The sequence below is a fragment of the Herbaspirillum sp. Sphag64 genome (genome assembly GCF_014192645.1).
Classification (GTDB): Bacteria; Pseudomonadota; Gammaproteobacteria; order Burkholderiales; family Burkholderiaceae_D; genus Herbaspirillum.
The window spans coordinates 94,489-107,596 of sequence record NZ_JACHYE010000007.1 but is presented as its reverse complement, the minus strand read 5'-3'; the positions used below and the strand labels follow the sequence as shown (position 1 = coordinate 107,596).

At 54.9% G+C, this 13,108-nt stretch carries 14 protein-coding genes; 4 read left to right on the top strand and 10 right to left on the bottom strand.

Features of this window, described 5'->3' with window-relative positions; translation table 11 throughout:
• Positions 1-61: 61 nt before the first annotated feature.
• Complete coding sequence (locus FHW66_RS12975) at positions 62-835, bottom strand: response regulator (protein ID WP_183380231.1); 774 nt, start codon at positions 833-835, stop codon at positions 62-64.
• Between the two features lie 51 nt (positions 836-886).
• Positions 887-1,795 (bottom strand): response regulator, encoded by a 909-nt coding sequence (locus FHW66_RS12970; protein WP_370543462.1) that lies wholly within the window; start codon positions 1,793-1,795, stop codon positions 887-889.
• Positions 1,796-2,007: 212 nt separating this feature from the next.
• Between FHW66_RS12970 and FHW66_RS12965 the strand changes: the two genes are divergently transcribed.
• Entirely contained in the window at positions 2,008-3,495 is a 1,488-nt protein-coding gene (locus FHW66_RS12965) for a DUF1800 domain-containing protein (RefSeq protein WP_183380230.1), read from the top strand.
• Between the two features lie 10 nt (positions 3,496-3,505).
• A complete protein-coding gene (locus FHW66_RS12960) occupies positions 3,506-4,822 on the top strand; it encodes a DUF1501 domain-containing protein (protein ID WP_183380229.1) in 1,317 nt (438 codons plus the stop codon).
• 78 nt (positions 4,823-4,900) lie between these two features.
• Here FHW66_RS12960 and iscX read toward each other — a convergent pair whose 3' ends face one another.
• The 8 genes from iscX to iscR form a co-directional block, all read right to left on the bottom strand.
• Positions 4,901-5,095 (bottom strand): Fe-S cluster assembly protein IscX, encoded by a 195-nt coding sequence (gene iscX / locus FHW66_RS12955; RefSeq protein ID WP_183380228.1) that lies wholly within the window; start codon positions 5,093-5,095, stop codon positions 4,901-4,903.
• A gap of 45 nt (positions 5,096-5,140) precedes the next feature.
• A complete protein-coding gene (gene fdx / locus FHW66_RS12950; RefSeq protein ID WP_183380227.1) occupies positions 5,141-5,479 on the bottom strand; it encodes an ISC system 2Fe-2S type ferredoxin in 339 nt (112 codons plus the stop codon).
• Positions 5,480-5,490: 11 nt separating this feature from the next.
• Complete coding sequence (hscA, locus tag FHW66_RS12945; RefSeq protein ID WP_183380226.1) at positions 5,491-7,356, bottom strand: Fe-S protein assembly chaperone HscA; 1,866 nt, start codon at positions 7,354-7,356, stop codon at positions 5,491-5,493.
• Positions 7,357-7,475: 119 nt separating this feature from the next.
• Entirely contained in the window at positions 7,476-7,991 is a 516-nt protein-coding gene (gene hscB / locus FHW66_RS12940) for a Fe-S protein assembly co-chaperone HscB (RefSeq protein WP_183380225.1), read from the bottom strand.
• 135 nt (positions 7,992-8,126) lie between these two features.
• Entirely contained in the window at positions 8,127-8,450 is a 324-nt protein-coding gene (iscA, locus tag FHW66_RS12935; protein ID WP_183380224.1) for an iron-sulfur cluster assembly protein IscA, read from the bottom strand.
• A 58-nt stretch (positions 8,451-8,508) separates the two neighbouring features.
• Positions 8,509-8,907, bottom strand: a complete 399-nt coding sequence (iscU, locus tag FHW66_RS12930) for a Fe-S cluster assembly scaffold IscU (protein WP_183380223.1) — start codon at positions 8,905-8,907, stop codon at positions 8,509-8,511.
• Between the two features lie 94 nt (positions 8,908-9,001).
• Complete coding sequence (locus FHW66_RS12925; RefSeq protein WP_183380222.1) at positions 9,002-10,255, bottom strand: IscS subfamily cysteine desulfurase; 1,254 nt, start codon at positions 10,253-10,255, stop codon at positions 9,002-9,004.
• A 17-nt stretch (positions 10,256-10,272) separates the two neighbouring features.
• Complete coding sequence (gene iscR, locus FHW66_RS12920; protein ID WP_183380221.1) at positions 10,273-10,776, bottom strand: Fe-S cluster assembly transcriptional regulator IscR; 504 nt, start codon at positions 10,774-10,776, stop codon at positions 10,273-10,275.
• 186 nt (positions 10,777-10,962) lie between these two features.
• Here iscR and imuA point away from each other — a divergent pair, with 186 nt between their 5' ends.
• The gene (imuA, locus tag FHW66_RS12915) at positions 10,963-11,658 is read left to right on the top strand and encodes a translesion DNA synthesis-associated protein ImuA (protein WP_183380220.1); all 696 of its coding nucleotides are present in this window, start codon (positions 10,963-10,965) and stop codon (positions 11,656-11,658) included.
• A complete protein-coding gene (locus FHW66_RS12910; RefSeq protein WP_183380219.1) occupies positions 11,588-13,102 on the top strand; it encodes a DNA polymerase Y family protein in 1,515 nt (504 codons plus the stop codon). Before imuA ends, FHW66_RS12910 begins: the two co-directional genes overlap by 71 nt.
• Positions 13,103-13,108 lie beyond the last annotated feature (6 nt).

Genomic DNA, 13,108 nt, shown 5'->3' with positions numbered 1-13,108 from the left:
TCTAGCGATCACCTCGACAGGAGATGCATCGCAAAGGGCTCTTCGGCCCCACTCGGCCAGACTAGATTGCCGTCAACTGAGTCTGCAAGTGAGACAACAGGACATCAAGCCTGATCTGCGCAAGAATGGCTTGATGCGCGTTATCGGATGTGGCGATGATGGCATCGGCGTCAATCCTGTCCAGTACTGACACAATATCACTGGCACCGACCGCAAGCGCCGCACCTTTCATTCTGTGTGTCAGCCTGGCCAGCCTGATGTAGTTCCTGTCACTCACGCTGGCGGTGAGCCGGGTCAAGTCTTCCAGTGAGGTGGAACGATACAGTTCACGCAGATCAATGTGCGGACGCTCCTGCGTTGCGTTCAGGCTGGTATGATACCAACTGTTGTGCGTATCATCAGGGCTGCCGTCACGGCGCCATACCGTTAGCAGTGATTGCAATACTTGCGGCTGTAATGGCTTGATCAGTACTGCATCCATACCACTGTCGATACATCGCTGACGATGTACCACATCGGTGTCACCGGAAATGGCCACGACAGGAAGATATTGCATCTGACCTGCAGCAGCCTCGGCCTGACGAATCCGGCGCACAACATCATAGCCGCTCATGTCCGGCATCTGACAATCCAGCAAAACCAGATCAATCCCCCCCTGATCTACCGCAGCCAAAGCCGTCACACCGTCACTAGCAGTCAATACCTGACAATCCAGTTTGATCAATTGCCTCTCGAGCACAACGCGACTAGTCGCGGAGTCATCAACCACCAGTACGACAGACCTCTGCAATACTGGCACGGCAGACACTGCCGCAGATGCATCTGAAAACGACATAATTTCCCACTTAAAGAAGACCTCACACCACTGATTCGTCGCGCTGCCAGGTCAGTTTTGGATTTTGAATAACAATTGATGCTGCAGCTTGAAAAAGTCGATGTCATTACGTACGCCAAGCTTGCGAAAGGCTGACTGTTTCTGACCACTAATAGTCTTGATGCTGCGCGAGAATTTTTGGCTGATCTGGGTCACCGTCAGTCCCGCGAGATAACAGCGTATGACTTCACTTTCTCGTGGAGAAAGATTTGAATGGCGCTCTGTCGGTCCCCGCTCATCTCCGGCAGAAGACTCTACGGTGCTCAACCAGCGCGTGGAAATCAACGCTACCATCCTGTCACAAAGGTAGAATTTGCCAGCGAAGACACACCTTATTGCCGCAACCAACTCAGTCAGGTTCTGCTCCTTGCCGACGAAACCATGCGCCCCCGCTCGCATGGCCATCAATACCGTGTCCGTATTGTGTTGAGAGGACGACATCAGAATTTTGCAGCGCGGATAGCGCAAGCGAAGCGCCCGGACAAGATTGATGCCATCAAGCTGATCAGCCCCCAGCACGTAATCGATCAGCAACACATCCGGAGTCGTCGATTGCAGCGCTGACATCAGTGCATCAGTCGTCCCATACACCCCAGTGATCTGCAGATCCGACTCTTCCCGCAGTCGTGCGCTAATCCCATGCCGCACCACCTCGTGATCATCCAGTAGTGCGATACGAATTGTCGGTGTCGCCACCATCAATGCCTCCAGCCCTCCTTCCTTGCCGGAAGAAAGCCCCGTTCCTGATCGATATCTTCGTAACATCAATGCCCCTCCGCGGTGATGCCAGGGAAGATCGGTAAACTGGTGCAGCAATGTCGAACCGACATCTGCAACCATTAATTCACCGACCTTCTCCGAAGCGAAGCCGCACTGTAAAGGCACACTGACGAGGTGACTATAGGAATTGTCCGAATTCAAGAGTCAATCAATGGGGACTAGAGCAAAGATCATCAGCCATCTCTATATTTCATTTTTATTTTGGAAATAAATAGAAAATAATCTAAGTTTTTATCGTATTTATTACACTTTCTTACAGCCTGAAAATCAAAGAATCACCATACTGGAATCTCGCCCTTATCTCATCCTTCATGACTGCAGAGATACACATGTGCGCTGTGACTAAATCAACCATGATGGGGCTTCTGCTGGCAGGCATTTGTCTGCCATGGCAAGCAGCCGACGCACAGGCACTGACGCCTGCGGAACAGGCATTGCATGTACTAAACCGGCTTGCGTACGGCCCGCGTCCTGGTGACATTGAGGCGGTCGAAAAAGAGGGTGTCAAACAATATATCGACGAACAACTCCATCCTGAACGCATCGTCATTCCAGCCGATCTGCAAAGCCGGCTCGATGGACTCAACACGTATCAGTTAAGTATTTCTCAGCTGTATAGCCAATACGGTCCGCCCTCTTTCCCGCCCAATAGCGCCACCCCGGAAGAAAAGAATGCGGCGCGACGCCGTGCGGCAGATGACATCACGCCGCAAACCCATCTTGCCCGTCTGTGGCAGGCAACTGAAAGCCCCCGTCAACTGCAGGAAGTGATGACCGAATTCTGGTTCAATCACTTCAATATATTCGAAGGTAAGGACTGGGATCGTTACTGGATTGGCGACTACGAAAAGAATGTAATCCGCCCCAAGGCACTGGGTAATTTTCGCCAGTTGCTGGGCGCAGTGGCACACCATCCGGCAATGCTGTATTACCTCGACAACTGGCTCAGCAGCGGCTTCAATACTCCGGGCGCCAAAGGTCGTTACAAAGGCCTCAACGAAAATTACGCACGCGAGATCATGGAGCTGCATACGCTCGGCGTGAACGGCGGTTACAACCAGGCTGACGTGATCGCACTGGCACGCATTCTGAGCGGCTGGACCATTGATATCCGCGACATGAAAGAAGGCTCAGACAGTGCCAATTTCGTCTTCAATCCGAAGCGACATGACAATGGTGTCAAACAATTTTTAGGGCAAACCATCCAGCCTGCCGGCCAACAGGAAGGCGAACACGCGCTTGACGTTCTGGCGCGGCACCCGGCCACGGCACATTTCGTCGCCACCAAGCTGGTGGAGTACTTTGTTGCGGATGAACCTGATCCGGCACTAGTGAATCAACTGGCACAACGCTTTATGGCGTCCAATGGTGATATCAAGGCGGTCTTGCAGGTCCTGTTCGACAGCCCACAGTTTTGGTCGCGCAAAAACTACCAGAGCCAGTTCAAGACACCTTATCAATACGTGGTCTCCTCGTTGCGTGCCAGTGCCACGCCGATCGTCAACCCCAAGCCGGTCAGCGGCGTATTGAATCAGTTCGGTATGCCTTTGTATGGCTGGCTCACTCCTGAAGGCTACAAATACTCACAACAAGCGTGGCTCAACCCAGATGCGCTGCTGCGTCGGATCAACTTCGTCAATGGATTAAGCAATGGCAAATCGCCTATTGCGCGCGCGGAAAAAGCCCCGCCACCAGCGACTGCAGAAGCGGTCGATCCACTGCGCCTGATTCAGACACTAGGACCGATGCTAAGCCAGAGCGATGTCAATACCATCACGACTTCACCCGCCAATTTACAGGTCGGTCTGATTCTGGGCAGTCCGGCATTCATGAAACGATAAGGAGCACAAGATGAACCGCCGAGACTTCATACGGTATGCCGGACTGAGCAGTGCCGGTGCCATCGTGATTCCTGTCGGCCTTTCCGGTTGTGCAGTTGCGCCACCAGTGGGAACGATTTCGCGCGCCACCACAAGCGATGCCCCACTAGCCTATGGCACCCCCAAAAAGCGTCCGCACGCTGACGGTGAAGGACCGCCGCGCATGATTGTTGTCTTTTTACGCGGTGCGGTCGATGGTCTCAATGTCGTCGTCCCCTATGGCGATCATGAATATTACCAAGCCCGTCCGGGGATTGCCGTAGCACGTCCGGGTGCTGCCAATGGCGTCATTGATCTGACTGGCTATTTCGGTCTGCATCCGGCATTGCGGCCACTGATGCCCTACTGGGATAGCGGCCAGTTGGCATTTGTCCATGCCAGCGGGTCCCCCTACAGCTCGCGCTCGCACTTCGAGGCACAGGATTACATGGAAACCGGCACACCCGGCCAGCACAACACCCGCGACGGCTGGTTGAATCGCCTGCAGGGATACCTGCCACAAGAAAATTCACCGGTACAGGCACTGGCGCTAGGCGAATCGATTCCGCGTATTCTGACGGGCCCGCAGGTGGTCGCCAACATGTCTACCGGTCGCGATGCGGCTCGTCCAACGCTGATCGATCAACCCAAGGTGAGTCAGGCGTTCGGCACGCTCTATGCCAGTGACGATGCATTAGGCAAGGCCTATCGTGATGGCGTTGCCGCACGCAAGGAACTGATGAGTGAACTCAGCAGTAGCGAACAGCGCATGGCCAACAACGGTGCTCCGCTACCAAATGGATTGGCAATCGATACGGCACGACTGGGGCGTCTGATGCGCAGTGATACGCGGATCCGACTTGGTTTCCTGGCTGTCGGTGGCTGGGATACCCATGCCAATCAGGGCAATGGCACCGGGCAACTGGCTGGCCGCCTCAATCCCCTGGCGGTCGGACTGGCCACACTAGCTCAGGAACTGGGACCTGCTTTCAACGACACGGTGATCGTCGTGGTGTCCGAGTTTGGTCGTACCTTCCGCGAAAACGGTAATGGCGGGACCGATCACGGGCATGGCAATGCTATCTGGCTACTGGGCGGCAATGTGCGCGGCGGTACCATTTACGGCCAATGGCCTGGGCTCAACAAGGCCGCCCTCAATGAAGGCCGCGATCTAGCCATCACCACCGATTTCCGGGCCGTGATGTCGACGCTGGCAGAGAAGCATTTACGTATCCGCGATAGTGCACTGGAGAAGATTTTCCCTCAGTACACGACAGGCTTGCAGCATGTTTCATCGATTCTGGTCTGAGCATAAAAAAGGAGCACAAGGCTCCTTTTTGAATCAGCGACCGCCAATACAGGCAAACAGGCAACGGTACCAGAGAAGTTACAGCACCTCTTCTATCCAGGCGGCCTGAATCGCCTCAAGAATCTTTTCACCTGAACGATTGGCATCATCATCAAACCCGTCAAGCTCCATGACCCAGCGATGCAGATCTGTAAAACGGATGGTCTTGGGGTCAATGTCCGGGAATTTATCAGCGAGTTCTTCCGCAATGCGGTCGATATCGGTCCATTTCATGATTGCCTCACTTATCCATATTGCACATCACCCCACCAGGAAGTATCAATGATGTTCGCTGGCGTGGTTGATGGTGTATTTCGGAATTTCAACGACCATATCGTCGTCACCAAGCACCACCTGGCATGACAGGCGCGAAGTGGCCTCCAGGCCCCAGGCCTTGTCCAGCAAGTCTTCTTCCTTTTCAGTCGGTTCATTGAGGCTCTCGTAGCCTTCACGGATCACGACGTGACAGGTGGTACAGGCACAGGATTTCTCACAGGCGTGTTCGATATCGACATCGCTGTCGAGCAGTGCATCGCACAGGGTCTTGCCAGCAGGCGCATCAATGACGGCACCATCCGGGCACAACGTCGCATGGGGGAGTAAAACGATTTGGGGCACGATCTTGTCCTTTACGAAACTTCATCCAATTTCTTGCCTGCCAACGCAGCATGGACACTGCGGTCCATGCGCCGGGCAGCAAACTCTTCCGTACCACGTGCAAGCGCATCGACCGCGGCCTTGATCGCCAGATGATCCTCCGCCTGCGCCTTCTCACGCACTTGCGCCAACAAGACTGCAATCTCGCTGCGCTCCTGCTCGCTCAACAATGCGCTGTCAACATCCAGTGCTGACTGGGTTGCCAGCACAATGCGCTCGGCTTCGACCTGCTCTTCACGCAAGGCGCGACGCTTCATATCTTCATCGGCCGACTGGAAGGAGTCTTGCAGCATGCGCGCAATCTCCTCATCGGCCAGACCATAGGATGGTTTGACAGTGATGGAAGCTTCCACACCCGACGTCATCTCACGTGCCGATACCGACAACAAACCGTCAGCATCCACCTGATAGGTCACGCGAATACGCGCCGCACCCGCTGCCATCGGTGGAATGCCGCGCAGCTCGAAGCGCGCCAGAGACCGACAATCCGCCACCAGCTCACGCTCACCCTGCACCACCTGCACCGCCATCGCTGTCTGACCATCCTTGAAGGTGGTGAACTCTTGCGCGCGCGCACAGGGAATCGTGGAGTTACGCGGAATCACCTTCTCGGCCAGGCCGCCCATGGTTTCAATACCCAGCGACAGCGGAATCACATCCAGCAGCAGCCAGTCATCACCGGCAGCACGGTTACCCGCCAGCAAATTGGCCTGTACCGCTGCTCCCAGGGCGACGACCTTGTCCGGATCAATGTTGGCCAAAGGCGTGGTCTGAAAAAACTCACCGACCGCTTTACGCACATGTGGCATGCGGGTAGCGCCACCGACGAGAACGACACCATCGACGTCGTCCACCGACAAACCAGCATCACGCAGCGCCTTACGGCATGGTGTAATGGTCTTGACGACCAGATGTTGCGTCAAGGTAGCAAACTGTTCTGCGCTTAATGTGAGGTGCACATCTTCACCGGAGCCCAGTTTGGCATCAATCTGGGTCGTGGCCTTGGAAGACAGCAGCTCCTTGGCTTCACGTGCCTTGACCATCAACACCCGGGTATCTTCATCCGAAAGCGGTGCCAGTTGTGCCTGCTCGCAGATCCAGCAAAACAGGCGATGATCAAAATCGTCGCCACCGAGGGCAGAATCACCACCGGTCGACAAGACTTCAAAGACGCCCTTGGTCAGCTTCAGAATCGAAATATCAAAGGTCCCGCCACCCAGATCGTAGACTGCAAATGTGCCCTCGGAATTGTTATCCAGTCCGTAAGCAATGGCAGCGGCAGTCGGTTCATTGAGTAACCGCAGGACATTGAGTCCTGCCAGTTGTGCCGCATCCTTGGTCGCCTGACGCTGGGCATCATCAAAATACGCTGGTACGGTGATCACAGCACCCACCAGATCATCACCCAGCGCGTCTTCTGCGGTCTGACGCAGGGTAGCCAGAATCTGCGCAGAAATCTCAACCGGACTCTTCACGCCAGCAACCGTTTTCAGCTGCACCATACCCGGTGCATCCTGAAAATCATAAGGCATGTTCTCGACATGAGCGATGTCCTTGAGACCGCGACCCATGAAGCGCTTGACTGAGATGATGGTATTTTTTGGGTCGGTGGTCTGCGCAGCTTGGGCCTTGTAACCGATGTTGGCGTGTCCGTTTGGCAGGTAGCGTACGACGGAAGGCAACAGACTGTGCCCTTCTTCGTCATTGAGCACTTCCGGGATACTGTTGCGCACCGTGGCAACCAGCGAATTAGTGGTACCCAGATCGATTCCTACCGCCAGACGATGCTGATGCGGCGCAGTGGACATGCCCGGTTCTGAAATTTGAAGAAGTGCCATAGTCAATTCATGTCGGCCATGTGCTGCGGATTATTTTTCCCACCCATCCGTCAAGCATCACGCCGGCTAGCCTGTTTAAATAAAAGAACAACATCTGCATGCTGCTCCGGTTTGATTATTCAGCCCTCGATCAAGGCAAATGCATCACCGATTTCGGTACCGAACTTGTCAAGAAACATCAACTGCCGCACCAATTGCGCAGCTGCCGCAAAATCCTCGGCGTCGAGCAACTGTTCAATCTTGCCCAGCAAGGCCTTGCGTGCTGTGCGTAACTCACCATCGAGCGCTTCCAGCGCATCGATTTGCTTGCCGGCCTTGGCGTCATCAAGCGCTTCACGCCACTCCATCTGCCGCATCAGAAAAGCTGTTGACATCGACGTATTGGACTCAGTCTGCAAATCAACGCCATGCAATTCGCACAGATAACTGGCGCGCTTGAGCGGATTTTTCAGGGTTTGATAGGCTTCGTTGGCACGTGTTGCCCATTGCATGGCAACCCGTTTTTCAGCGGCAGTAGCTTGCGCGAACTTATCGGGATGCGCCTGATTCTGCACACCATGATAAGCCTTCTCCAATGCCGTCAGATCGATGGCAAAGCGTGCTGGCAATTGGAACAGTGCAAAGTGATCTTGCATAGTGATCTTGCGGTAGGATCTTGCAGACGTGACACAGACAAACTAGCGCCACGATTGCTGAGCAGGAAAATAAAAAGCCTGTCAGTAAGTCAACAGGCTTGGCAAACCATGCGCTTGACCAGAGTCAAGAGCAACTCAAATACGGAAACTCTCGCCACAACCGCATTCGTCCTTCATGTTCGGATTCTGGAACTTGAATCCTTCATTGAGACCTTCCCGGGCAAAATCGAGCTCGGTGCCGTCAATGTAAGGCAAGCTCTTGGGATCGACATACACACGAATGCCGCGCGATTCAAACACCTGATCTTCTGGTGTTTCCTCATCCACATATTCCAGCTTGTAAGCCAGCCCGGAGCAGCCGGTGGTACGCACGCCGAGACGCAGGCCGATGCCTTTGCCGCGCCGCTCCATATAGCGACTGATATGTTTTGCAGCTTTTTCTGTGAGTGTGATTGCCATGATGCCTGCCTTAGATTGACTTCTATGCGTCTGCCTGCGTCAGCCCGGTGCTGAGACTTCAGGCTGCCTGCTCGACGCCGCCGTGCTTGGCCTTGTAATCCTGCACAGCTGCCTTGATGGCATCTTCTGCCAGAATCGAGCAGTGGATCTTCACTGGCGGCAAGGCCAGTTCTTCTGCGATCTGGGTATTCTTGATGGACAGCGCCTGATCCAGCGTCTTGCCCTTGACCCACTCGGTCACCAGTGACGATGAGGCAATCGCAGAACCACAGCCATAGGTCTTGAACTTGGCATCCTGAATCACGCCATCAGCACCAACCTTGATCTGCAGTTTCATGACGTCACCGCAAGCCGGTGCACCAACCATACCGGTGCCAACGGTATCGTCGCCCTTTTCAAAGGCGCCGACATTACGTGGGTTTTCGTAATGGTCGAGAACTTTTTCTGAATAAGACATTTTGCTGCTCCTTGATAATGGTTCTGGCTCCGCTTAAGCCACACGCATACGCAATGTGTGACGGGCCGTTATTCGCTGGCTTCTGAATGGCAGATTAGTGCGCTGCCCACTGAATCGTGCTCAGATCAATACCATCCTTGTACATATCCCACAGTGGCGACAACTCACGCAGCTTGCCGACCTTGCTCTTGATCAGATCGATCGTGAAATCGATATCTTCTTCCGTTGTGAAGCGGCCAATGGTAAAGCGAATCGAGCTGTGTGCCAGTTCGTCGCTGCGACCCAGTGCACGCAACACATACGAAGGTTCCAGGCTGGCAGAAGTGCAAGCCGAGCCGGACGAAACCGCGATATCCTTGATCGCCATAATCAGCGACTCACCTTCGACGTAGTTGAAGCTGACGTTCAGGTTGTGCGGTACACGGTGCTCCATGTCGCCGTTGATATAGGTTTCTTCGATTTCCTGCAGGCCCTTCGCCAGACGATCGCGCATGGCGCGGATATGGGCCAGTTCGGACTCCATTTCTTCGCGTGCGATACGGAAGGCTTCACCCATGCCAACGATCTGATGAGTCGCCAGCGTACCTGAACGCAAACCACGTTCATGGCCGCCACCGTGAATCTGGGCTTCAATGCGCACGCGCGGCTTGCGGCGTACATACAATGCACCAATACCCTTCGGACCATATGTCTTGTGGGCCGAGAAGCTCATCAGGTCGACTTTCCAGTTTTCCAGATCGATCACGACCTTACCAGTTGCCTGTGCAGCGTCACAATGGAAAATGATGCCCTTTTGACGGCAGAATTCACCGATTTCAGGAATCGGCTGAATCACGCCGATTTCATTGTTGACCAGCATCACCGAAATCAGAATCGTGTCCGGACGCACAGCAGCGGCGATTTGCTCAACCGTCACCAGACCATTGTCCTGCGGTTGCAGATAGGTCGCCTCAAAGCCCTGACGCTCGAGCTCACGCACGGTATCGAGCACAGCCTTGTGTTCGGTCTTGACGGTGATGATGTGCTTGCCCTTGGTCTTGTAGAACTGGGCTGCACCCTTGATCGCCAGATTGTTGCTTTCAGTGGCACCCGAAGTCCAGATGATTTCACGTGCATCGGCATTGACCAGCTTGGCCACTTCTTCACGCGCCTCTTCAACCGCCTTCTCTGCAGTCCAGCCATACATATGGCTGCGCGAGGCTGGATTGCCGAACTGCTCACGCAGGTAAGGAATCATTTTGTCGGCCACACGCGGGTCGACCGGTGTGGTCGCGGAATAATCCAGGTAAATTGGAAAGTGTGGTGCCTTGATGGTGTCCAACAGGCTTTTTTCCAGAGGTGCGTTCATAGTCTTTCTAGCTCCAATCAAGCCGCTGCGTGAGGGCGGTGCATGACAACCACGCTTTGTTCGGTCGTCGACGTTTTGTTTTCAGGGTGCTGCTGTTCCTTCTGATGCTGCTGATCAACCAGATCCTGCAGCGAAACCGAATCGAGATACTCGACCATTTTTTCGTTCAGCGTTGACCACAGATCATGGGTCATGCAACGCGTGCCGCCCGGATGGGTCTGGCTGTGACAGTTTTCCTTGCCGCCACATTGCGTCGCATCAATCGGTTCATCGACGGCAATGATGATATCGGCAATCGACACCTCACCCGCCTTGCGCGCCAGGTTATAGCCACCGCCGGGACCGCGTACGGACTCGACAATCTGATGGCGGCGCAACTTGCCGAACAACTGCTCCAGATATGATAAAGAAATTTCCTGCCGCTCGCTGATCGCGGACAGCGTGACCGGCCCATTGCCCTGACGCAACGCCAGATCAATCATCGCAGTAACGGCAAAACGGCCTTTAGTAGTTAAACGCATGAAATCTCGACTCCAGAATCAGTACATCAGTCCCATTCCCTGAATTCCCGAATATTTAACTCAAGTATAACAAACCTGAGTAATCCTGTCAGGTACTACGCATTTTGTCGAAAATAGACGAACAGGAATTCGTCGACGTTCTATAATTACTGTACATTTATACAGTATTTATATAGAAACAATTCTATGCCGACCCCTCCCCCTCAATCCATCCACAGCGCCCTCTGGCTAGCCTCCCAGCTGGCACGCAGTACGCTGCGCGGGATCAACACCGGCTTTCCTGCGCTCTCAGCGGAGTTACCTGAGCAGGGCTGGCCAACGGGTGTGCTAATCGATTTGCTACTGATGCAGGAAGGCATTGGTGAACTACGTTTGCTGGCACCAGCTCTGCGTCAGCTGGCACCGGGCAAGGTGGCATTGATACAAGCACCGCATCTGCCGCAGATCCTTGGCTGGCATCAACACGGTATTGATGCACAACGACTATTGTCGGTGCGTGCCCGTACCAGCGCCGATGCCAGCTGGGCTGCCGAGCAGATTCTGAAGTCCGACACGTGTGCTGCACTCCTGCTGTGGCAACGCCATCTACGCCGGGACAGCCTGCGCCGCCTGCATCTGGCAGCACAGGGCAGCAACACCCTGTTTATGCTGTTGCGCCCCCTCAGTTGCGCGCAGGATGCCTCACCGGCACCACTGCGACTATCGCTGACACCGCGTGCCGACGGTCTGGAGATTGGTTTTCTCAAACGTCGTGGACCACAACGCGAACAGCCCCTGTTTCTCCCCTTGCCCTCCTTGAGTCTCTTGCATTATGCGCCTGTGGATCGCCCTTTATTTGCCACAACTATCACTGGAAGTGTTTCACCCGAACTGGTGCGCTGACAGCCTTGCGGTGGTGGTGCAACAACGACGTGTCATTGCCGCATCCCACGCAGCAATCACGGTCGGCGTGCGCCGTGGCATGCGGGCTGGTGGCATTCCCGTTTTGTTGCCGCAGGCATTGCTGCATGAACGCGCACCGGCACGTGAGGCACAAGCCTTGCAGGCAGCTGCCATGGCTTTGCTGCAATACACGCCGCAAGTGAGTCTGGAGCAGGAGGACAGCATCCTCCTGGATATTGGCGCTAGCCTCAGTCTGTTCGGTGGCATTCGCGCACTATGCCGACAAATTCGTCACACCTTGCGTCAACTTGGTCTGACAGCCGTACTGGCATGTGCGCCTACGGCTGCTGGTGCAGCGCTGCTGGCGCGGGGATGCAAACCACATCGGGCAGGTCTGCGTTGCCTCAAAAGCAGCAGCCTGCAGTATCGGCTGGATCGTCTGCCCTGCGCCATCATACCGGCGATCCACTCCTGTCTTGACTGGCTTACCGACATCGGCTGCCACTATCTGGCAGCATTACGACAGCTACCGCGTGATGGCTTGCTGCGCCGTGACAGTCAAGCCATGCATGAAGTACTGCAACTGCTGGATTGCGCCTATGGCAGTGCGATCGAATTACGTCATTGGATCACCACCCCACCGCACTTCCGGCAACGACTGGAGCTGAGTGAAAGAATCGAACATGCCGATGCCATCATGGCCAGCGCACAAGCTCTGCTGAGCCAGTTAAGCGGCTGGCTCACAGCACGCCAGCTGGCCGTTACGCACGTACGACTGCAACTGGAACATGAGCGGGGACGACAAGCGATCGCACCAACCAACATGGACCTGCAACTGGCTGCACCCAGCGCAGAAGAAAGTCATTTACTGTGCCTGCTCAAGGAACGTCTGGCACGACTGGAACTGCATGCACCGATCATCGCCCTCAGTCTGGAAGCGCTACAGACGCAAGCCTTACCAGCAATCAGCCAGACGCTATTCCCGCAAGCAGGTGGCACTCCACTGGAGCAAAAGCGTTTACTGGAATTACTGATGGCCCGACTGGGACAGGAAAATATCCTGCAGCCTGCGCCACTGGCCGACTATCGTCCGGAACTGGCAAATCGCTGGCTGCCATTGTCCGGCAGTGACACCACCATACGTACTACAAGCACCCAACTACCCGTTGCAGCAACAAGCGACTTGCCACCACGTCCGGCCTGGCTGCTGCCACAACCAAAGGCGCTGAGCATGCAGGGGCATCGTCCATGTTATGGCTCACCGCTACGTCTGCTGTCGCCGCCAGAACGGATCGAGGCCGGCTGGTGGAATGGCCAGTTGATTACCCGCGATTACTACGTTGCGGTCGCCACGAATCACTGCCATTACTGGATTTATCGCGAACGTATTGGTGATGTCGATGGACGCGCGCCGCAATGGTATCTGCATGGTTTGTTCGGGTGATCCATG